The following is a 22,021-nucleotide window of genomic DNA, read 5'->3' as shown; positions in this document are numbered from 1 at the left end:
TCTGGTTCTCTATCATGTTAGCCAAGGAAAGGCCATTTGTCAAGCCCCGAGCTGCTCTTTCAACACCCGCCGCAAAATTTTGCCAGTGCTGTTTTTGGGAAGCTCCGGCGTAATAATTATTTTGGCCGGCACTTTATATTTAGCCAAATGCTGGCGACAATGCTCTAAAACCTCTTCCTCAGTTAAAGTTTGACCAGCTTTAGTAGCGACAAAGGCCACTACCGCTTCACCATAATCCGGATCTGGCACACCGATTACCGCCGCTTCTAGCACCTGGGGTATCTGATATAAGACCTCTTCCACTTCCCGGGGATAAACATTGTAGCCACCAACGATGACCATGTCCTTTTTGCGGTCTACAATATAGAGATAACCCTCTTCATCCCGCCGGGCTAAATCGCCGGTATGCAGCCAGCCGTTCCGCAGGGCTTCCGCCGTAGCTGCTGGATTATTGAAATAACCGGCCATGACATTCGGTCCCTTTACAACCAGTTCTCCTACTTCTCCTGCCGGTAGTTCGCGGTCATTGTCATCCACAATTTTTACCTCCACCCCTGGAATGGTCAAACCAATGGACCCAGGTTTGCGGGCCCCATCAATGGGGTTGAAGGACACTACCGGACTTGCTTCAGAGAGCCCATAACCTTCCAGAATAATAGTCCGGAATTTGGCTTCGAAATTGCGCAACAGCTCTACCGGCAAAGAAGCTCCCCCGGAAATGGCCAGCCGCAAACTGCGAAAATCTTCCGGACGAGCGTTAGGAATTTGCATAATAAAATTGTACATCGTCGGCACCCCGGCAAAGACTGTTGCCTGCCAGTCCCTGATCACATTTACCACTTCAGCTGGTGAGAATTTGGGCAGGATATACATCGGACTTCCTACCAGTACGGCCATATTCATGCAGACAGTCATGCAAAACACATGGAACATAGGCAAAACAACTACAAAACGATCATCTGCAGTAGCCCGGACATAATGCCGTAATGACTCTGCATTGGAACAAAGATTTTTATGAGTGAGCATAGCTCCCTTCGGCTTCCCGGTGGTGCCAGAGGTGTAGAGGATTACCGCTACATCATCTTCATGTAGCTCCTGCCAGCTGGTTAAAGGCACTGCCTCTAAAGCCTCAGCCCAGCTAATGGCCCCCTCTACCTTTTCTCCACAGGCAATTATCCAGCTCAAATGCGGCAAGTAAGCTCTATACTCCAGCAAAGCTGCAGCAATCTGTGGTAAAGTCACAACCCCGATAGACTGACTGTCCATCAGAATATAGCCGATCTCATCTCTGGTATAAAGGGGATTAATGGGAATCACACGGGCACCCAGGCTAACCACAGCATAATAGGTGATGAGAAATTCCGCCGAATTGGGCAAAATCAAAGCTACAGAACAATCTTCCTTAACCCCGAGTTCTCGCAATTTACCCGCCAGCCTGGCTACCTGCTGTCCCAGTTCCGTGTAGGAGCAGGTTTTACCAAGATAAGTATAGGCCTCCGCCTCTCCCCTTTGCTGTACACTATTAAATAAATTCTCCCGCAAGTTCATTGTCTCTTACCTCCCTATGAATGAACGCTCATTCCCCTCCTTTGATTGTAAAGTATTATTTTCTGAAAATATATTCATTTCGCCGAAAGGTCGAAAATCGTCCATGAAATGCCAAAAACAGCCCCCTAACGGAGGTTGTAATAGTGAACATTATCTTTAGCGGTTACTGTCACTTTTCCTTCCTGTTCTAGCAGGTCCAGATGCCCCCAGACCTTGGAGATGCCCAGGAAAACATCCAGGGCCTTCATGTCGGGATACACCTGGCAAGCTATTTGGTAGGGAGTTTGGGGCGTGATATCCAGGGCTGCCATTACCGTTTGCTCCCGCTGTTGATGATAGTCACGGAACCGCTCCAGAACCGCGGCCAGATCAGTAAAGGGCTGGCCATGTCCCGGATAGACCAGCTTTACCGGCAATGCTGCTACCATTTCCACGCTCTGCAAGTACTCCAGCATTGACCGCCGCCGCTGGCCATCCTTACCCTTGTCCAGAATAGGATTGGGGGAAATATCGCTTAAAATGTGGTCCCCGGAATAGAGAATTCCATGCTGACGCAGATAAAAACAACAATGTCCCGCTGAGTGTCCGGGAGTAAACAGGGTTTCCAGCGGGCCCTGTACCGTTTCAAAAACATCTCCGGCTTTTAATGCCCTTACTTCTACATCCTGCAAAGGCACTACATAGGATTGCCGCGACTTCTGGTAAACTTCCGTCAATTCCGCCAGCATCTCCCCTGGCACGCCGCCCTGGATCAGCAGCTCCGCCCTGGCCAGAGCCTGGCTTCCGGGCTCCTTTAATCGTTGAAACTCATCTTCATTTAAGTAGACCGGACAATTATGCTCACGGGCTATTTCCGCTGCCAGCCCCAGATGGTCGGGATGGCCATGGGTAACCAGTATACCCTGCAAAGGAGCAGGCAGCCAGTCCTTAATCAGCTGCCGGGCTTCAGGGGTCGCCACCCCGGCATCAATTAAATAAAAACCCTTTTCCCCCTGTAAGGCATATAAGTTAACCGGCCCCACCGGAAAAGGTGTAGGAACTGTCAGTTGCATCTACATTGCCCCCTTAATGAATAACTGTTCATGGAAAAAAGTATATACTATTCCACCATAATCTGCAAGACAAAAAGCAAACTCCCTGCTTTTATTGAGCAGGGAGCAGTTTGAATTAACCTAATTCTGGGCAGGTTTGTTCTTTAATACCCAGATTAATGCTATTACAGCAGCTGCCAGCAATAGGCCCTGGGCTGCCAGGGATTCCATGGAAGGATACAGGCCAATCCCTTGCACTTTGGGAATCCAGGGAATGATCGTTTCACCAACAACCTTTCCTTCCTGCAATTCGTGAATCCCCACTCCGGTAAATTTAAAGGCCAGATAATAGAGCAAGACCCCGGTAATGGTGAAGAAAGGTTTAATGGGAACCTTCATCCCGAAGACGAAAATGGCAACGGCAACAGCCGCCAGAGCGGCAGTGGCAATAACCATACCGGTACCAGCACTGGCCCAGCCAATCTGAGGGATCAGGGCAGCGTAAAACAGAACTGTTTCAAATCCTTCCCGGAATACCGCCAGAAAGGCTACAAAAGCCAGGGACAGGACATTATTTTGCGCCAGGGACGCCTGCGTCTGACCGGAAATATATTTTTGCCACTGTTCAGCATTGGCTTTGCTGATTAACCAGTAACTTACATAGAACAACATGCCAGCTGCGATAAGAGAAATTACCCCTTCAGCGATTTCCCGGTTAGCCACATTGGCAGTAAAGGCTGCACCAAAGACCCACGCCACCAGGAAAGAGGCCACAACACCGAGGATAGCGCCAGCATAAAGATATTTCACTTTGTCATTTTGTCCAGCCTTGCGCAAAAAAGCCAGTAAAGCTGCAAACACCAGCAAGGCCTCGAAACCTTCCCGCAGTAGAATAGTGGCGGAATCGATTATGCCACTCATATTGCCTTTTTGGACCTGAGCTTCTTCCCCTGGGGCTTTTTCTTCTTTCAGTTGCTTGACCAGGGCCTCAAGGGCTTCTATCTTTTCCTTGATTTTTCCCTGTTCAGGAGCAGAAGTTGCTAAAAGTTTCTTGGCTTCATCCAGGGTATTTTCAATTTGTTCGTGCAAGCCTTTCTGACTGGCTTTGACTTCTGCCTCAATTACTTCATATTTCTCATAGAATTCTGCCAGTTCAGCTTTGGCTTTCTCCCAGTTTTGTTCTTCCACAGCTTTCAAAGCTGCTTCCAGTTTTTCCTGCAACTCAGCCAGCACTTTAACTTTGCCTTCAGCTTTCTGCTCAGCCGGTGCGATGGCAACCAGTCCGGATTCGATTTTTTCCAGGGCCTCTTTTACCTTCTCTGCGGAAACCGGATTCTGGGCCAACAGGGATTTAATCTCATCTACTCCTGCTTCAATAGCTTCATGGGCTTCCCGGTTAGATACCTCTACCTGTTTCTCAATGGTTTCATAGCCCAGATAAAATTCCCCGATTTCCTCTTTTACTTTATTCCAATCTCCTGCCTTTGCGGCTGCTTCCGCTTTTTCGAAGATTTCCTTTAACTCTTTTTGTTTGGCAGCCACATCTACTGTCTTACCTTCAGCAGCATCTTCCTGGCCGGACAGTTCTTTTAATTCACCGGCAATCGCTTCAAGATGTTGCTCTACCTCTTCACTTTTCACCTGCTTGGCAGCCAGCAGTTTTTTAACCTCATCCACATGTTCCTCAATTTTCTCATGTTCTTTAGCAGCTACTGCCTTGACCTGGGTTTCAATTCCTTCGTATAGCTCATAAAATTCCTTGATTTCCTTTAAAGCCTCGGTATTTTCACCCTTTTTTACCGCCTCTTCCGTTTCCTCCAGGACACGCAATAAAGCCGGGATTTTGGCAGTAGCTTCTGCTGGCATTTTTGTTGCAGCCCAGACGGAGCTGGTTGTAAGCAAAATGGTGGACACCCCTAATGCCGCTAGCCATTGTTTGACTTTCATTGTTGTTCCTCCTTATGATAATGATTTTCAATTGCATTATACTGCTAATGAAAGTCATTGTCAATGGCTATAGTCCTTTTTTAGTCCATTTGTACTATAACAAAATAAAGTAGGTAAACGTCATATTGGAGTATGGCTTACTGGACTACCCTGTCTCTTACAGTAGGTATCCAAAGCGGACGTTTGTCCCGTCCGCTTTCGGAATTTCTACTCGCAATACAGGTTGGGTTCATATGTGCCGGTTTTGATTTCGTGATGAAGGTGACACAGCTCCTCCTGCAGATTCTGTCCGAAAGCTACTCCAACTGAGCGGACTCACTCTCCAACAGTTTCGTCACCTCGATAGCCGTTCCTTTTGGCCTTCCAGCCGCAGTTTTCTCTTTCCCACTTTATTCAAGGTTACTCACATGACGAGCCAACCCCGGTTCGCTTGCGCTATGTTTTAGAGTCCCCCTTCGGCGCACCAATAGATCCTACTGTTGGCTAGTAACGCCCTTGCTTACGGGTTTTCTTCCCGCTGGTTAGGTGACAGGGTTTCTTTCAAGCCATCGGCTCAATAAACATGCCAGACCAACATAAAACTCGCTGCTATCAGAGCAGGGAGTTAGAAGTTATCGGCAATAGCTTTAGTTTTGTGCTTGTTTGTTTTTCCAGGACCAGACCAGAGCTACTACTGCCGCTGCCAGCAATACTCCCTGAGCTGCCAGGAGATATTTCCCCTTGTCACTTTGACCGGCCTTGCGCAAAAATGCGATTAATGCTGCGAAAACCAGCAACGCTTCAAAGCCTTCCCGCGGGAGAATGGTTGCTGAATCAATAATGTGTCCTTCAGCTCTTTTTTTAGCATCCATCTACCGTTTTGCCTTCTGCATTGCTTTCCTGACCTGACTAGTTCGTTTAAGGCCTCGGCATTCTCTCCCTTTTCGACAGCTTCTTTTGTGAAATTGTTGAAAATTCAAACACAGAAAAGCAAAATGACTGCCGACATCTTGCCGACAGTCTGTTTATTTAGTCAGCTTTACAGAAATAAAGGTACCACCTGAGCAATTGGCAATTGTTAACTTTTTACAATATTTTAACACAAACGGCAACCCTAATCCAACTGATTTTAGTGTATTTGTGGTACAAAAACCACTGATTAACAAACTTTGTGGCAGCTTTTCCAGCAAAAACCCGGGACCATAATCATTAACAGTCAAAACCAAATCATCAAAATTGTCAATCCCCCATTCTACCATACCGCGTTCAGCATGTTTTAAAATATTGTTTACCAGTTCTGAAAAAACAAGAATGTAAATACGCTGTTTTTCTTTGTTAATATCTAATTGATCCAGAAATTCATTAAAAAGCTTTCTGGCCTCAATCAGGTCCCGATAGTATAAAACTGGCATTTCACCGTAAACTTTATAATCTTCTTTGTACTTTTCAATATCGCTTTCATCTAAAAGAATAACCTTGCCTTCTGTTGCATCATTTAAAAAATCCTTGTATATAGTTCTTACGTATTTTAGTTTCCAGTCATGTTTACCTTGAGGATTATACATTTTTTCCCACCAGCGGACAAATACGTCCACAATTTCAGGATCCCATTGTTGACCGGCACCTTTGATTAAGTTATCTATTGCTTCATCCTGCTTCATTCCCTTTCTATATACCCGATCAGTAATCATGGCATCAAAGGCATCTGCAACCGCAATAATTCTTGCCCCTAGATCTATCGATTCCCCAATCAAGCCAAAGGGATATCCACTACCGTTCCACTGTTCATGATGTTGCTCAATTGCAGGTAAAATATCCTTAAAAATATCAAAGCTTTCCAAAATACGACAGGCTATTCGAGGATGCTCCTTGATAAACATTAATTCTTCATCGTTTAATTTCCCCGGCTTATTCAGTATATAATCTGGAATCCCTATCTTACCTATATCATGAAATAATCCCGCCAAATAAATCTTTTCGATTTCATCCTGAGAAAGTCTTAGCTCATTAGCAATTATCTTAGCATATGCTGCTACATTCTCTGAATGTTTTCTCGTATACCGATCTCTTTCCCCGATTGCCTGTACTATCGACTTGATAGTAGCTAATAAAATTTCCTTAATATTCATGTTCGAATCAATATCATAAATTTTCTCAAATAACTCATATCTCATAGCGTTACCACCTTAAAATCTTCTTATAGCCTCCTATATTTTTTTATAAACAATAGAGTTATTAATTTCATATCTGATAAAATTATGTTTTATGTTGTATATTGACTCAGAGGAACCTAAAATAAGATAACTATTTCTTTCCATAAAATTATATATATTATCCAAAACAATTTTTTTATTATCGGAATCAAAATAAAATAATACATTTTTCAAAAAGACTATATTAAATTTAATATTGCCAATTTTTGTTTCTAGATCACTTAAATTTATTAAATTAGCTACATGAAAAATTACATGGTTCTTTATACTATCTTTAACTATAAGAATATCATGGTTATCCGGGTGCCTACTAAAATATTTTTTTATTAATTTTTCATTTTTTACTTGTCTGAAAGTAAAACTATTTTTATTGTAACAGCCTTGACGAGCTTTTTCGATATTTAACGGGTTTATATCTGTACCAACTATTTGCCAGTTGGTATTCGGCAATATTAACCCAGACTCTAAAATTTTTATTGCTATACTATATGCTTCCTCACCAGTAGACGCCGCAGCACTCCAAATAAAAATATCTTTATAAAAAGGAGACTTTTTCAACAAATATATCATGGTATCCAACAAATGCTCTTCTCTAAAAAAATAAGTTTCATTTATTGTAGCTAAATCGATTAATATTTTTCTAAACTCTGAGGTTTTTAAATTCGAAGTAATAAATTCATTTAATTCAGTTGTCTTTAGATTGTATATTTTTACTAATTGATTTTCGATACGATCTATTTTGCTATTACTTAATACATTACCAGTTAGTTGATAAATTGTATCTCTTAGCAAACTTTTCATTCGTCGCCCCCCATCTCGAAAAGGACTAGCAATGCTAAAAAAGCATTGCTAGTCCTTCATTCCTTATATTCTATTGTAGTTTAGCATTAATTTCATAGACTTTTCTTTTACTTCATTAACCACCTTTAGCAATTCTTCTATTTTTTTATCCATTTGATAAACTGGGTTAACAGTATCTTTATTGACATCCATAGTCAAATCTTTTAAGACCTTGTCAATCTCTTTCAAGCTTTCTACCACCTTACCCTGTTCTTCACCCATTTTCTGCATTGCACCAGCCACTTGCACGGTCTGATTTGCTATATCTTCAATTGCAACAGTAATCTGTTCCGCTGCTTTTGCCTGTTCACGGCTGGCTACAGATATCTGTTCTCCCATCTGTTTTACATGGGCTACCCGTTCTACTACTTTATCACTTTCTTCTCCCATCTTCTGCATTGCACCAGCCACTTGTACGGTCTGATTTGCTATGTCTTCAATTGCAACAGTAATCTGTTCCGCTGCTTTTGCCTGTTCACGGCTGGCTACAGATATCTGTTCTCCCATCTGTTTTACATGGGCTACCCGTTCTACTACTTTATCACTTTCTTCTCCCATCTTCTGCATTGCACCAGCCACTTGTACGGTCTGATTTGCTATGTCTTCAATTGCAACAGTAATCTGTTCCGCTGCTTTTGCCTGTTCACGGCTGGCTACAGATATCTGTTCTCCCATCTGTCTTACATGTGCTACCCGTTCCACAATAATTTTACTATCATTTGCCATTTGTTTTGCCATTTCTGCGAGAACCGCTGCACGATCATTAATTTGTTTGACTGAAGCAGTAATTTGAGTTGCACCTTTAGCCTGGTCTTCAATAGCGGTTTTTATATCCTCAACATGTCCAAGGGATTTGTTTAAAGTGTCTACTATTTGTTTTTCCATTTCATTACTTTTTTCCCCGGATTCGCGTGCCATCTCATACAACTTCTCAGTTTTGTTTGCTACACTATCTATAGCGTTCATTATTTGAGCTGCACCCTGAGACTGTTCATTCAATCCCTTAACGACTTGTTCACTCTGTTGTTGAATATTTATAACTGCATCACTGACCTGGCTAATAGCTTTTGATGTTTCTGACACTGCATTTACAATTTGTCCCATAAAATCTGCCGTTTGTTCCATATTCTTTTCTACCGAAATAATCACATCTCTTGTCATCGCCGCTTGATTTATACCTTCATCAACGGTTTTGACTCCCTCATTTATTGCTTTAACAGCATTACTTGATTCAGTTTGAATGTTTTTAATTAGTAAGACAATCTCTTTAGCGGCTTTAGCAGACCTTTCCGCAAGATTTCTCACTTCATCTGCTACAACCGCAAACCCTCTTCCATATTCACCGGCTCTTGCAGCTTCAATTGCAGCATTTAGGGCCAGTAAGTTGGTTTGTTCTGCGATGTCAGTAATCATATCAACAATTGTACCAATTTCATCACTTCTTTTACTTAATACACTCATAACTTGCGCTGCATTCATAACAACATTTTTTACCTGTTCATATCCTTCCAAGTTGCTGTTTACCGCATCTACTCCCTTTCTGCATAACTCAAGAGTTTGTTCTGCAAATTGATAAGTTTTCTGAGCATTGTTTTCTATATCGTAATTTGTAGCATTAACTTCTTCAAGAGCCGCAGACACTTCTTCAGTAGCTGCAGCAATAGTACTCATTGAAGCAGAAATATTATTTATAGCATTGTTCATCTGAATAATAGAAGTGCTAATGTTTCCGTTTTCTTGTTTTAAGTCCCCTGTAAGATCTATGACACTGTTCGATACCTCAATCACATCTTTAATTACTGACTCAATGTTACTTTTTGAATCAGTTAAATTTTTGTCCAACTCATTTGCCAAATAAATATTTTCTTCAAATGATTGCTCCATTTTTTCGATGTTAATCCTGATATTATCTGTGCTGGAATAAAGAGTATCTGTTTCGCTGGCAATATTGCTTGCAATTCTTGCTAAATTATTATTTAATGAGTCAATCTCATTTATGGAATCAGTCAAAGTCTGAATATCACTGGCAACTCCTTCAACTGAGGCACTCATCTCGTTGATGGCGCTGGTGATTTCTTCTGCTCCTGAGGCCAGCTCTGTTGCATTCTGAGCTACACCTTTTATCCCTTCTGCCATGCTGCTGTTAAGTTCCACTATCTCCTTGATGGCTTCTGCCAGGCTTTCAGTATCCCCTGATACATTCTTTATCGAGGCACTCATTTCGTTGATGGTGCTGGTGATTTCTTCTGCTCCTGAGGCCAACTCTGTTGCATTCTGAGCTACACCTTTTATCCCTTCTGCCATGCTGCTGTTAAGTTCCACTATCTCCTTGATGGCTTCTGCCAGGCTTTCAGTATCCCCTGATACATTCTTTATCGAGGCACTCATCTCGTTGATGGTGCTGGTGATTTCTTCTGCTCCTGAGGCCAGCTCTGTTACATTCTGAGCTACACCTTTTATCCCTTCTGCCATGCTGCTGTTAAGTTCCACTATCTCCTTGATGGCTTCTGCCAGGCTTTCAGTATCCCCTGATACATTCTTTATCGAGGCACTCATCTCGTTGATGGTGCTGGTGATTTCTTCTGCTCCTGAGGCCAGCTGAGTGGTGTTATTATTAATATTTTTTGTTTCAATGAAAATATTGTTAATCACATTATTTATATTCAATATAATTGTTTTCAAATCATCTAAATATCGGTTATTGTTGATATCAAGGTCTAGATTGTTTTTCAGCTTATTAGATTCATCTAATAATGCATTTCCTTGCTCAGCGATTTTTTCTAAAAAATTAACTAATGAGTCCAGTAGCGTTGCATTAATTTTATGAATGGTAGTCAACTATGTTTTGGTCATTACGCATTATGGTATATATGACATTTATGTAATTATATGTAATTAAGGACTCCAGTTCTTTGGCCAAAAGGGCTAGTGGTAATAGAGGGTAGTCCTATTCCACATTTTGTCAGCCATTTTGCTTTACAATATAATTGGGTCATAACTCACTTCATTCAGAAAATTTGTTTCTCCGTCCATTACTTGCCTTACTGTTAACTCATATATTGCTTCGTAATTTAGTCTTCGTCGTCCTTTGGACGTTCGCTTTTTCTGTTTACATAGTTTTTTCCTAAATACCTCGTAGGGCTCATAAAGACAGGCGCAAACAAGCCTTTTTACAGTCAGCAGTGAGCCTTCACACCCTGTCCTTATTTGGATCATCTTCAATAAACAGTATGTTGCCAATGCGATATATAACTGATTTTCTACTGCCTGCTGACCAAGACCATATAAATGTTTGACGTGCAGGTGTTGCTTGAGCCACTTGAAGAAAATTTCAATCTGCCAGCGGTAGCGATATAACTGCCCGATTTCTTCGGCAGTCTTTTCAAAGACATTCGTTACAATTGTAATTTGATTCCCTTCTGTATCCGTTGTTTCAATCAGACGTACAGGGTGCTTCATTCTTGATGAACCCCAGCCCAGGATAGCTATGTAATCCCTGCTAATTTCGCTTTCCGGCGAAAGTGGCAATTCTTTTTGCACATACACCACAGCATTTGACTTGAGACGAGTTACAAAACCTATTCCTTTTTCACAGTAGTGATCGAATTTCTTGTAATCAACATAGCCGCGGTCAAAAATATTAATTGCATCCTTCTCTTCAACTATCAGATTGTCCATTTCTGTCTTATCACTATGTTTTGCTGTGGTAATTGTTGCGCAATCCGGCAGGACCCCTTGCCCAAACAAATTAAGCCTGAGATGAAGTTTTATACCGCCTTTCTCTTTACGGAATTCTGCCCAGCGATAACGGCTTAGACACAAGCTAATAACCGAGGCATCAATTAGATAAATACGTCCCAATGAATTACGGATTTTCTGGAAACCAACTTTCTCTCCAATTTGCCGCGTAAGATCTTGAAAGATTGCTTTAAAAATGCTTACTGGCAATGCGTTCAGCCTACGTGATATCTGAGAATGGCTTATAGAGTCAAGAGCAATGCATATACTTTGAAGATCGTTATTTAAGCTATTGCTAATATCCCGTAGACCTTTTAATTGTTCTAACTGGGCATAGGCCAGAAGATAGAATAGCTTAAGTGCTGTCAGTTTTTTAACGTATTTGTCAACACCTGCGTTATTAATAAGCTGAAAAATTTTTTCGTGAAAAATTGGCTGAAACAATTGAAAAAATGTGGATTTTGTGATATCCTTGCCTTGCATTATAGCTTCTCCTTTATATTAGAGATTTGGGCAAGGACTACCCTTAATCTCTATTATAAAGGAGATTTTTATATTTCTCAGCTAAAAAACGCATAATTCGTCCTATTTTGTGTTAAATCGAATTAATTCCCAGCTTGACAAATTTTAAAAAATTTTATGCAACACTACTGCTAATGAGTCATTATTATTTATATCAAAACAATCATTTAACAATAAGCATATTCTATTTTTGTACGAATCAAAATTAACCTTTAAATTCTCATATTCAGTTTTACATACTTTATAGTCGGAATTAAGTTTATTAATAACCTCTACGACTTCAAATGCCAATTTTTTTAATTCATTTGTTTTTACTTTAATTAGACTATTTTGTAAGTCGACAAATTTCTCATTTTCACGCATAGAATCCAGTAGCTGTTGAATTGCCATACAGTCATGTGTTAAAGTTTGTTTTGAAACAAACATTTATACCCCTCCCAAATTTTATAATTCCTAAGACATCTCCCTTATTCATAAATTCTTTTCAACATTTTACATCTTTTATGACTTCCCCCTTTTTTTGATTTTTTTACCTTACAAAAGCAAAAACTACCTAAATTATTCTTACTTCTCCTTTCGGGATTCCAGTAAGAATAATTAGGTAGCCTGTAGCTTTTACAAACCCATGGGCAAAATATTAAAACTGCTATTTATTATATAAAGATTATTCTACAAACGTCGTTGAAATCCTTTCTGTTTCTAAAAGAAATAATATTCTGCACTATTTAAATTATTTTGTAACTCGAGTAATTTTGCCTTATCTTACTTACGGCCCAATAAATGTAAAATGTTCATTAAATATCTTTTCACAATGTATTTATAAAATCACGAATTCAGATACTAATACTACTTCTTAATCAATAGCTTCTTCGTAAAATAAAACTATTTTACATATATCATTTTCCATGTCAATTTTCTTAGTAAGTTCTTCAACTTTAACTTTATATAACTCTTCAACTTCTTCTATAAACTCTTTTAAAACACAATCATTAATAATAATTTCTAAAAATTTTTTTGTAATAAAATTAAAATCAGTTTTTTTTTTTATTAGCTCTTTTTGGGTACCATTTAGCAGTCCTTTAAGCTTTATTATTATCACCCCATGATCAAAAAAAATAAATGTTTCTTCAGGTCCCTTATTCAAGATTTTTTTCACCTTCTTGGCCAGAGAAAATTCAAGAACATTTGTGTTGTTATCCATTTTGTAAATCCCCCTTTTTTTGTTTTTTTTACCTTATCAAAACAAAAAGCTACCTAATAACTCTTACTTCTCCTTTCGGGATTCAGTAAGAATAATTAGGTAGCCATGTAGCTTTGCTAAACCCATGGGCTAAAAATATAAATTTAATTTGTCTATACTACAAATATACTACAAATAACAATAAAATCCCTTGTTTCTCGTGATTTTTTAATATTTTACATTGTTTAATATATTTAGTAAAGTCCTAGCCAAAAAAACTCAACCAGCATCGAGCTACCTATAAGAGAATAAGTTTAGTAAACGTTACCAGATGCTTTAAGACCGCACCTAGCAAATACCTTCTTCTTTGCTATAATATAATGGCCACCTTTACTATATGAAGTTTTAAAGGTTCTAATATGGGTATGGGTGTTTTTTCTCCATCAAAGGCGGACAAAAATCTAATACCTTTCTCAAGATAGCTATAGTGAAAATTGGCACAATCAATAAAAAGGTGACCGTTAGCAAATCTGTCTCTTCTAACTCTTTAAACTTATCTTTACTAAATTTTCAACATAAAAAGGCCCCTAATAATTCCTACTCTTCCTTACGGGATCCAGTAAGAATAATTAGGTAGCCCTGTAGTTATCCCACACTCATCTACTACAGAATATAATTATTATAAAATTTTTTCAAGGAACAAATTTAACGCTTTTTACTCTTTATTTTTTTAATTCTGTAAACATCGACAAAATTCTCTTTATTTCATTTTAAAACATACAATTCATAAGCCTAACAGTATGATTGAAATCGCATGAATAAGCTGACGGATGCCAGGCTGAATAAGTTGGTGATTATCTCAAAATGTCCATAAATGAAGGTTTGCCCACAGTAGGAGCCGTAATATCGGCGGATTAAAATTCGATATCCGCAATCACCTTCCAAGCTAGCAAACTACGGTTATATTGGAGGTGCTGCCCCCAACCCCCCGGGATTTTACGCTTTTTATTCTCCCAAGGGGTAAATCCAATAGAAGGGAATGCTTAACCCCTCTTCCTCTCACACCACCATACGTACCGTTCGGTATACAGCGGTTCACCAAGCTTGACGAATGCGAGGATAACGTTCAGTTAAACTCTTTAAGCCCTGACTTTGTCAATAGGCATTGCTCAGGGCTTGTTCAATAGTTGAGACATACGCCAGTAGCCTTTACGGGCGTTGGCCATCATATGGACAAGCCTCTCAGGCAAGTTCAAGGCCCGCAGTTCACAGCATCTGGTTCGGACACACTTCCACTGTTTCCAAACATACATCCGCAATCTTTGTCTTAGCCATCCTCGATTTCCTAGAATATACTTGGCGTTTCTGACAGCGCATAGTTGTTTTCGGTAAAATAAAAATCAAGCAAATGGAAATTTAAAAATCAAGCACAAAACTGAAAAAAACATTACCGGCAGCCCTCAAAAACTGTACCCTTTAGTTGACTAGGCTAAAGGGGGTAAAGAAAGGATACTAGCAATGGATCAAATCTATGATATCAGATTCAGGCAATTAGGAAAAGAAAATCTCTAAGAAGTATCGCCAGAGATACTGGGCATGATTTTGCTACAGTTAAGAGAAATACGTCGGTAAAGAGGATTTTAATGAGGTAAAACAAAGACGGCAAAGGGAAAGCAAGCTTGAACCATATAAATATCTTATTGATGAATAGTTACAAGAAAATTTAAAGGCAAAGCCCAAACAGAGACATACTGCCCAACGGGTATATGATAGGCTTAAAGAAAAATTCGGTGAAGAGTTTGAAATCTCGAGCCGCATTGTTAGGTTCTACGTTGCTCAAAAGAAATTGGAACTTTTCGGGCAGAAAGAAGGGTATTAACCACTAGAACAACCGCTCGGAGAAGCCCAGGTAGATTTTGGACAGGCGGAATTTATAAAAATGCCTGTTTTGATGTGATCAAAACTTTTGAGAACTACTCTTTTGATGATATACAAATCCCTAACAGTATCGATATTGAAACAATTAAGACGACCGCCTTCATAAACAAGAAGGAAAACTTGATATTATATGGGCCGGTCGGGACTGGCAAAACACACTTGGCAACAGCCATAGGTGTAGAGGCATGTAGTAGAGCTAAGAAAGTTAAATTTTACAGAACTGCAGCTCTGGTTAATCAGCTGCTGGAAACCAAAAGATCCGGGGAACTGAAGAAATTTCTTAAACAACTCGAGAATTTAGATCTGCTCATTTGCGATGAATGGGGCTATATTCCTTTAGAAAAAGAAGGCTCATAATTATTACTATGCCAGCTGCGCCACTATTCGCTTTTACTCTGCGGTATGCCTCCAGTACTACTTGTTTGTAGATTTCGTAAGGCATTGTTTTGTTCATTGGTTCCCCCCTCGCGGTTGACCGCTGTTCAAAACTGAATAACACGCCCACTTTGCTCCCCTCCCATTAAAGGGTGAAGGGCTGAAAGAAGTGAAGAACTTCTCACGAGAACCTATAAACCGCAACCGGTACGCCGGGTCGAAATTCCGAAACCTGGTGGCGGAATAAGGTTACTGGGAATCCCAACCGTCATAGACCGTATAATCCAGCTAGGGAGCAGTAGCCATGCTACACAGAAGATAAGGGTAGACCCTTTGTGGGAACCTACGACTTCGATGTTAAGGGAGAAATCCAAGTGGAAGCCCCACAAGGAGCTTCATCACTACGGTCATTCCGTCCCCATACTTAGCATCGGTACTCTCATCCCAGTCTGACGTCAGTACTGCCTACTATGGCCTCTGCTAACTTCTGCCGGTTCTGACATGTCTTGCAACCTGGGTTATCGGGTTCCCCGACATTACCAGCAGACCTCCCCGGGTAAGAGCGCTGTCTTTCCCTCCATCTACCCGCCATATTCACTCTCGGCAGCCTTCGGTAGCAAGGACTTCGCTTTGTTTCGCAAGCTCATCCAACTGCCGCTAGCCTCTTATGTGGTTTCTGTTCGTCGGGCCGGAGGTTTGCCGCCGACTTCCTTCAGATTCCACCTCACGGTGGACACCCTTGTCTTAAGCTACGGCTACTGCTGTCTACACCGTTCGGGACTTTCACCCTATAGACAGTACCTATGCCGAGCGCACGTAAAAAGCCGTCGACCTTCAATCGACGGCTTTGACTATTTCTGCTTTCTGTTGCGCTTCCCGACTCAAAATTCCTTTTACCTGATCTAAAATCGCAAAAACCTCAGGATGAACTATTTTATAATGTACCCAGCTCCCTTCCCGTCGGCTGCTCACCAGGCCCTGCCGCCGCAGGATCGCCAGATGCTGGGAGATATTGGCCTGGTCCGCCTGTAAATCCGCAATAAGCTGACAGACACACACTTCCCCCTGGCGCAATTTCTCCAGTATCTGCAAACGCAACGGATGGGCCAGGGCTTTTAGTATGTCTGCTTGAAGTCGCCATACTTTATCCTCCATGTTAAGCTTGCCTGGTTCAAAAAACTTGACTATTTTTATTTTCAGTCAAGTCGGCCCCCAGACCAGGCTTTCGCCTCCTTTCCGAATACTTGATTTGCCCCCGCGGGGCAGGGCGACAGGGGACCTCGGCCCGGGAGTTCCACCCGGACGGGAGTACTGCACCGGTTTATGCTGACCTCCCGGTGGGAGTATAACTCCGCCTCCCGCGTCCTGTTAGGACGCCTACCGGTTTCTCCGACACCGGCTAAACGGGGTCACCGTACGGACAGGGCCAATAACTTCAGGTCAGGCCAGACGGAGTTATACGCCTCCTGCTCACTCTGGGCAAGCCCGTTATGCACAGAAAGCCTCTCCTCCAGCCGCCTCAAGCAGGCCCTGACCCCACGGGTCATCCCTTTTCCTTCCCCAGGTCTATCAGGATTAACCTTCCGGGTCAGGTTTTGCTTGATTTGCGATACCAGTTGCCTGAGTTCTTCAGTCACCCGTTCCCTGAACCCCATTGCCCGGCGTCCTGTAACCAGTGCCGCCGCGCAATGCACCGGAACGGCGTAACGTTTCATATACTTCCAGTAACCTATGGTTGAAGTATGCCGGGGTGATACTAACTTGAAAGGCACCCCTTCTTTTGTCGCTCTCCGATACATTGCCCCTACCATTTTCGCAAATGGAAAATTGGAGGCCATGCGGTTAAACTTTTTATTAGTGTCCAGTCTGTCTTTGCCAAAGTTCAGGTTTTCTAAAACAATGGGTTTGCCTGAAAAGAAAGCTATATCTACCACTACTTTGGCTAAAACGCCTATCAGGTAGCTACGCCGGAAGCTGGAAGCATGGGTTAAGTCTGGTATTCTGATATAAAGAAAGCCGTTCGGGTAAGGGATAACCTGAAACTCTCCTTCATACTTGCCCAGGTTGCCGGGATAAGGAACACTGAAGCCCTCCGGCCACGGCTCCGGTTGGCCGGAAGCGCTAACGTTACACAGGGCTACCCCATCAGGGTTTGTGTCTATAGCCAGACAACCTTTAGCAAAGTCCGGTTCCTGCACCCTGACCAGTTCAAATGTCAAATGTACCAAATAGCGTCCTTCCAGGGTGCGGATCAGTTCTACCGCATAGGGTAACTTCATGGCCAGCCATATCTGCACCAGTTCCCGGTGTTTTTCCGGCAGCCACAACTTACCCTCAACCCTGGGGGCCTGGCTCATCCTGGGGCGACCAAGTTTATCTATGCCTGTCTGTTCAGAAAGGTGGGAGAGGGAAACCGCCAGGCGGAAGTCCTGTCCGCCATAAAATATCTTAATGTTGGGGTTGCCTCCCTTGCTCTCGTCTCCCCGGGAGTAGAGGCGGTTCCTGCGGGCGTGCCGCCATTTTTCACGGGCGGCCCGGCCCTGGCAGACCTTTTCCCATAGCCTTCTGCCCCCAAAGACTACCTCTGGTATTGTACCCTTCTCCTGGTAATCCTTCAGTTCAGCCAGCCTTTTTGCCAGTGAAACCACCCGCTTGTTCCGCCCCTTGACTGCCAGGCGGAGCTTTTCAATAACTTCTGAAGCAGCCCCCTTTTCCTCTGCCTTCGCCAGTTTCCTCATAGCCAGGCTGAGTTTCTTCCTGGCCCGGCCCAGTTTCTTTTCTGTTTCTTCATTTTCTAACTTCAGCAGTTCTGTTTGGGAGTCCAGCAGGGCCTGTGCTTTAAGTCTGGCATCATCCGCATAGCGGGAGTTCAGCCCGAAAAGTTCTTGTCCTGATTTCTTGATTTCATGGCGGGAAGCACCTTCCAGGAGCCGGTTAAAGGCCCACCGCATACAGGCACAGAAGAGACGCATCTCCGTAGTCAGCGGGTCTTCTTCGCCCCGGCTCCACTTCGAAGACCGGTGAGCCGGGTAAATCTCCGGAAAAAACTCCCCGCACACAGTTATGCTAAATTTGTTCTTCTCGTGTTTCTTTGGCATTCCTGATCAGCTCCCCGAAACCCTGCCGGACTTTGCTGCTTCTCCAATGGATAATAGTCCCATAATTATAGTCTAGTTTTCTGAAGCTGCTGCATACCTTCTTCGCAATTGTGCCAGTACGTCCTCCATCTCTGCCGGAAGTGGAGCAGTAAATTCCAGATATTCCCCTGTTCGCGGATGTTTAAACCCCAGCAGGTAAGCATGGAGCATTTGCCCTGCCAGGCCAAAATGGGCTTTTTGGGGGCCATACTTGGGGTCCCCTACTACCGGAAAGCCCAGATAGGCCATGTGTACCCGAATTTGGTGGGTGCGACCTGTTTCCAGTTTACATTCCAACAGGGTATAGTCACCAAAGCGCTCTTTCACCCAGTACCGGGTAAGTGCAGGTTTCCCGTTTTTGACGTTAACTGCCATGCGTTGCCGGTCTTTAGGATCCCGGCCGATAGGTGCATCCACTATTCCCGCTGGCTCTGTGATATTACCATGAACTAAAGCCAGATAGCGGCGGTTGACTGAACGTTCCTTGATCTGAAGGGCCAACTGCTGGTGGGCCCAGTCATTTTTGGCCACCATCAGAAGGCCGGAAGTATCCCGGTCCAGACGGTGGACAATCCCCGGCCGCAGCTGGCCATTGATACCTGACAGGTCCTTGCAATGCCAGAGCAAGGCATTGACCAGTGTCCCCGTCCAGTGACCTACCGCCGGATGTACCACCAGGCCCCTGGGTTTATTGATAACAATTACATCCTGGTCCTCATAGACCACCTCCAGGGGAATGGGCTCCGGCTCTACCGTCAGGGGCCGAGGAGCAGGAACCTGCAGATTGACTTCATCTCCAGCTTTTAATTTATAGTTGGCTTTTGTTTTTTGACCATTAACCTGAACCTGACCTTCATCAATGAGAGTTTGTACGCGACTGCGACTCAAATCATCATATTTTCTGGCCAATGCTAAATCCAGCCTGGTGCCCGCCCACTCTCGCTCTACCTGCCAGCTTCGTTCTTCCACCTCAGCTGTTTCAGCCTCAGATTCCAGATCCTCTTCATCTTCAGGCCAGAATTCATTAACCTTCATGCTCTGATACTTCCTCCTTTTTCTCCTGTTGCCACAAATGCCAGATCAGCATCCCCACTCCTACTGTAATGCCGATATCCGCCACATTGAACACAGGCCAAACCTGAAAGTCCAGAAAATCCACTACATAACCAAATCTAAGGCGGTCAATGGCATTGCCAATAGCACCAGCTGCCTGCAAGGCCAGCGCAGTCCGCAGCCAGAGCTGTTCCCGTCCAATCCGGGGCAGGTAAAATAAGACAACAGCCACTACCACCAGAGCCACCAGCAAAAACAGGCCCGTCTTAAAGGGCATCAAACCGAAGGCCGCCCCCGGATTAGAAACATGGGTAAGGTGAAACACCCCCGGCCAGATTGGGATGGAATTGCCTTCCGGCAGATAATTTAAAACCAGATATTTGGTCAGCTGGTCCAAGGCCAGCCAGCCCGCTAAAAGCCTCCAGAACATTCTCTTCCCTCCAAAAAATTTCGCTCTCCTCATTTTATCATAGCTTTTACAACTCCGCTACTTGATAGTATAATAGAGAGGAAGGGAGTGTGAATTCAATGGCGAGCAACTGGGACATTCGCCGCATTTATCTATATCTGGTCGCTTTTGCTACCCTGATGATGATGGTGATCGGTGCCATCCGGGTTGTGGATGCAGTGGTCAATATCGTTTACCCCGAACCTCCTCCGGTAGTTTACAAAGATCCTATCAGTACCCAGGCCAGCAAGGAGGAACTGCAACTCGAACAGGAACGGCAGCGCTACTATCGAATTAGAGAATTAATCAGCTCCCTGGCTATATTCGGTGTTGCCACTCCGGTTTACCTCTATCACTGGCATAAAATTCAGCGCTCGGAAGCATAAAATGGGCCCTCCGCAAATTCTGCAAGCGGAGGGCTGGCTTGTTTTATGCTTCTGTCCAGATCACCCGGTTGCGCCCTTGTTGTTTGGCCAGATAGAGGCGGCGATCAGCACTGGCCAGCAAGTCCTCAGCTGATTTGTCTGCCCGACTGAAAGCCAGACCGATACTGACAGTAACCCGGACCTGGCGGTCACAGAACTGAAACTCCTCGGCTGCAATCTGGTTACGCATCCTTTCGGCAATGCGCACTGCTACTTCCGCCGGCACATCGTAAAGAATAACGACAAATTCTTCCCCACCATAACGCACTGCCGCATCCCGGCCGCGAATCCCCTGTTGTAAAATCTGTCCCACCCGTTCTAAGACCCGGTCGCCGAAGTTATGACCATATGTATCATTAATTTGTTTAAAATGATCAATATCCACCATCAAAACGGCAACCTGTTTCCCCATTAGACCGGCCTTTTTCAGGGTCTCAGGAAATTTTTCCTCCAGGTAGCGGCGGTTCCACAGGCCCGTCAGGCTATCCACATAAGCCTGGCGAGCCAGCACCTCCAGCTGTTCCCGCAGCTGTTCACAGCGCTGGATGATCTCATTTCTGGCACCGATCAGATGGGAAATGTCCTTGATGATTTCCAGCACATACTCGCCTCCGGCCAGGGGCATAGCAACGACCAGGAAGATTTTATCTTCATAGATTTCCACCTTTTCCTCCTGCCCACAGGAATGTTTGGACCGCTGGCCGACGCAATTCTGGCAGGGGTGAGGGCGTTGCCAGAATTCATGACAGCTGATTTCCTGCTTTTTCAGTTCCCCATCAGCAGTCAATATATACTGGTCATGGCTGGCACAACAAACTATGCGCACTGCATCATACATACCGGCTAAAATTTCATTGATTGAGCTTTTTATCACATTCAGCAATACTTCCTGCACAAATTTTCCCCCTAAAATTATTCTTAGTCAATATCTTAAGGGGGAAAATCCACTGGCGTCAAGAGCAATTTATTCTTCATCTCCGGGAGTTTGACCCCAGATCACCCCATCTTCCCGGTCATAGGGAATATGGTCTACATCTTCGGTATAGCCAGCATTTTCGTCAAAATCCAGACCGCCGGTATAGGAGCCTGCCCCGGCAGCATCACTGTGTTCATTCCAGCGATAGAGAGCCTGCATGGCATCTTCCCCGTCAAACATCTGCTCATCTTCGGCATCGCCCAGTTCCCGGAAATTGGTATCATGGCTCTGCATGGCCAGGGGCGGTACCACTACATCCTCTTCAATGGGGCGGGGATGGCGTTTGGTGCCCAGCTGTTCCTGATGGCGCTGGCAGCGTAAACAGGCAGTAGCCCAGGGCATGGCTTCCAGCCGCTCGCGCGGAATGGTTGCTCCACAGAATTCGCAGATGCCGTAGTTGCCTGCTGCAATTGCCTGTAAGGCTCTTTCTCCTTTGGACAGCAGGACTTCGAAATTGTCCTGGATTCCCAGTTCCTTTTCCCGTTCATACAGCTCACTGGCCACATCAGCAGGATGATTATCGTAGAGGGAGAGTTCGGAAGTAGTTTCCTGGAAGGAACGTCCCAGGCCATCCTCCCGTAAATCCCGCAGGCTTTCCTGCCATTCTGCCATCGCTTGCTTGATTCTTTCTGCTTGCTGTTGCATAAACTGCTGGTCCATCATACTGCCTC

18 protein-coding genes and 1 pseudogene are annotated in these 22,021 nt (G+C 43.6%); 3 read left to right on the top strand and 16 right to left on the bottom strand.

The window, feature by feature from the left end; genetic code table 11:
- Positions 1-39 precede the first annotated feature (39 nt).
- From CTH_RS04715 to CTH_RS04665, 10 genes are all read right to left on the bottom strand, one after another.
- On the bottom strand, positions 40-1,548 hold the full coding sequence (locus tag CTH_RS04715) for a long-chain-fatty-acid--CoA ligase (RefSeq protein ID WP_078666489.1): 1,509 nt from the start codon (positions 1,546-1,548) through the stop codon (positions 40-42).
- A gap of 125 nt (positions 1,549-1,673) precedes the next feature.
- Positions 1,674-2,600 (bottom strand): MBL fold metallo-hydrolase, encoded by a 927-nt coding sequence (locus tag CTH_RS04710; RefSeq protein ID WP_107753220.1) that lies wholly within the window; start codon positions 2,598-2,600, stop codon positions 1,674-1,676.
- Positions 2,601-2,720: 120 nt separating this feature from the next.
- Positions 2,721-4,526, bottom strand: coding sequence for an FTR1 family protein (locus tag CTH_RS04705; RefSeq protein ID WP_078666487.1), 1,806 nt, complete (start codon positions 4,524-4,526; stop codon positions 2,721-2,723).
- Positions 4,527-5,152: 626 nt separating this feature from the next.
- Positions 5,153-5,377, bottom strand: coding sequence for a hypothetical protein (locus CTH_RS04695; protein WP_078666486.1), 225 nt, complete (start codon positions 5,375-5,377; stop codon positions 5,153-5,155).
- Between the two features lie 153 nt (positions 5,378-5,530).
- Positions 5,531-6,679, bottom strand: coding sequence for an HD domain-containing phosphohydrolase (locus CTH_RS04690; RefSeq protein ID WP_078666485.1), 1,149 nt, complete (start codon positions 6,677-6,679; stop codon positions 5,531-5,533).
- Between the two features lie 33 nt (positions 6,680-6,712).
- Positions 6,713-7,519: a CheR family methyltransferase gene (locus CTH_RS04685; RefSeq protein WP_078666484.1), complete on the bottom strand. Its 807-nt coding sequence runs from the start codon at positions 7,517-7,519 to the stop codon at positions 6,713-6,715.
- Positions 7,520-7,582: 63 nt separating this feature from the next.
- Positions 7,583-10,396 (bottom strand): methyl-accepting chemotaxis protein, encoded by a 2,814-nt coding sequence (locus CTH_RS04680; protein WP_107753218.1) that lies wholly within the window; start codon positions 10,394-10,396, stop codon positions 7,583-7,585.
- A gap of 138 nt (positions 10,397-10,534) precedes the next feature.
- Entirely contained in the window at positions 10,535-11,779 is a 1,245-nt protein-coding gene (locus CTH_RS04675; protein WP_107753216.1) for an IS4 family transposase, read from the bottom strand.
- A gap of 144 nt (positions 11,780-11,923) precedes the next feature.
- The gene (locus CTH_RS04670) at positions 11,924-12,244 is read right to left on the bottom strand and encodes a hypothetical protein (RefSeq protein ID WP_107753214.1); all 321 of its coding nucleotides are present in this window, start codon (positions 12,242-12,244) and stop codon (positions 11,924-11,926) included.
- A 427-nt stretch (positions 12,245-12,671) separates the two neighbouring features.
- On the bottom strand, positions 12,672-13,019 hold the full coding sequence (locus tag CTH_RS04665; protein WP_107753212.1) for a Na-translocating system protein MpsC family protein: 348 nt from the start codon (positions 13,017-13,019) through the stop codon (positions 12,672-12,674).
- 1,520 nt (positions 13,020-14,539) lie between these two features.
- Between CTH_RS04665 and CTH_RS14355 the strand changes: the two are divergent.
- Together CTH_RS14355 and CTH_RS04660 are read left to right on the top strand one after the other, a co-directional pair.
- Positions 14,540-14,937, top strand: a pseudogene (locus tag CTH_RS14355) (IS21 family transposase); the annotation flags it as partial.
- Positions 14,938-14,951: 14 nt separating this feature from the next.
- A complete protein-coding gene (locus tag CTH_RS04660) occupies positions 14,952-15,293 on the top strand; it encodes an ATP-binding protein (protein WP_278308392.1) in 342 nt (113 codons plus the stop codon).
- 852 nt (positions 15,294-16,145) lie between these two features.
- Here the strand turns inward: CTH_RS04660 and CTH_RS04640 are convergent.
- From CTH_RS04640 to lspA, 4 genes are all read right to left on the bottom strand, one after another.
- Complete coding sequence (locus CTH_RS04640) at positions 16,146-16,466, bottom strand: ArsR/SmtB family transcription factor (RefSeq protein ID WP_107753210.1); 321 nt, start codon at positions 16,464-16,466, stop codon at positions 16,146-16,148.
- Between the two features lie 254 nt (positions 16,467-16,720).
- On the bottom strand, positions 16,721-18,409 hold the full coding sequence (locus CTH_RS04635) for an IS200/IS605 family accessory protein TnpB-related protein (protein ID WP_107753208.1): 1,689 nt from the start codon (positions 18,407-18,409) through the stop codon (positions 16,721-16,723).
- 72 nt (positions 18,410-18,481) lie between these two features.
- Positions 18,482-19,483 carry an RluA family pseudouridine synthase gene (locus tag CTH_RS04630; protein WP_174182988.1) on the bottom strand — a complete coding sequence of 334 codons (1,002 nt, stop codon included), beginning with the start codon at positions 19,481-19,483 and terminating at the stop codon, positions 18,482-18,484.
- The gene (gene lspA / locus CTH_RS04625; protein WP_078665067.1) at positions 19,473-19,931 is read right to left on the bottom strand and encodes a signal peptidase II; all 459 of its coding nucleotides are present in this window, start codon (positions 19,929-19,931) and stop codon (positions 19,473-19,475) included. The genes CTH_RS04630 and lspA overlap by 11 nt, the downstream gene beginning before the upstream one ends.
- Positions 19,932-20,029: 98 nt before the next feature.
- On the opposite strand from lspA, the gene CTH_RS04620 reads away from it, so the two are divergent.
- Positions 20,030-20,335: a DUF5671 domain-containing protein gene (locus CTH_RS04620; protein ID WP_078665066.1), complete on the top strand. Its 306-nt coding sequence runs from the start codon at positions 20,030-20,032 to the stop codon at positions 20,333-20,335.
- A gap of 43 nt (positions 20,336-20,378) precedes the next feature.
- Here CTH_RS04620 and CTH_RS04615 read toward each other — a convergent pair whose 3' ends face one another.
- Together CTH_RS04615 and CTH_RS04610 are read right to left on the bottom strand one after the other, a co-directional pair.
- Positions 20,379-21,269, bottom strand: coding sequence for a GGDEF domain-containing protein (locus CTH_RS04615; protein ID WP_078665065.1), 891 nt, complete (start codon positions 21,267-21,269; stop codon positions 20,379-20,381).
- A gap of 69 nt (positions 21,270-21,338) precedes the next feature.
- On the bottom strand, positions 21,339-22,010 hold the full coding sequence (locus CTH_RS04610; protein ID WP_159071830.1) for a TraR/DksA C4-type zinc finger protein: 672 nt from the start codon (positions 22,008-22,010) through the stop codon (positions 21,339-21,341).
- Between the last annotated feature and the right edge of the window lie 11 nt (positions 22,011-22,021).

It is taken from the genome of Carboxydocella thermautotrophica (assembly GCA_003054495.1).
Lineage (GTDB): Bacteria > Bacillota.
Note: the sequence above shows the minus strand (reverse complement) of the source record. Positions and strands in the feature narration are given on the sequence as shown.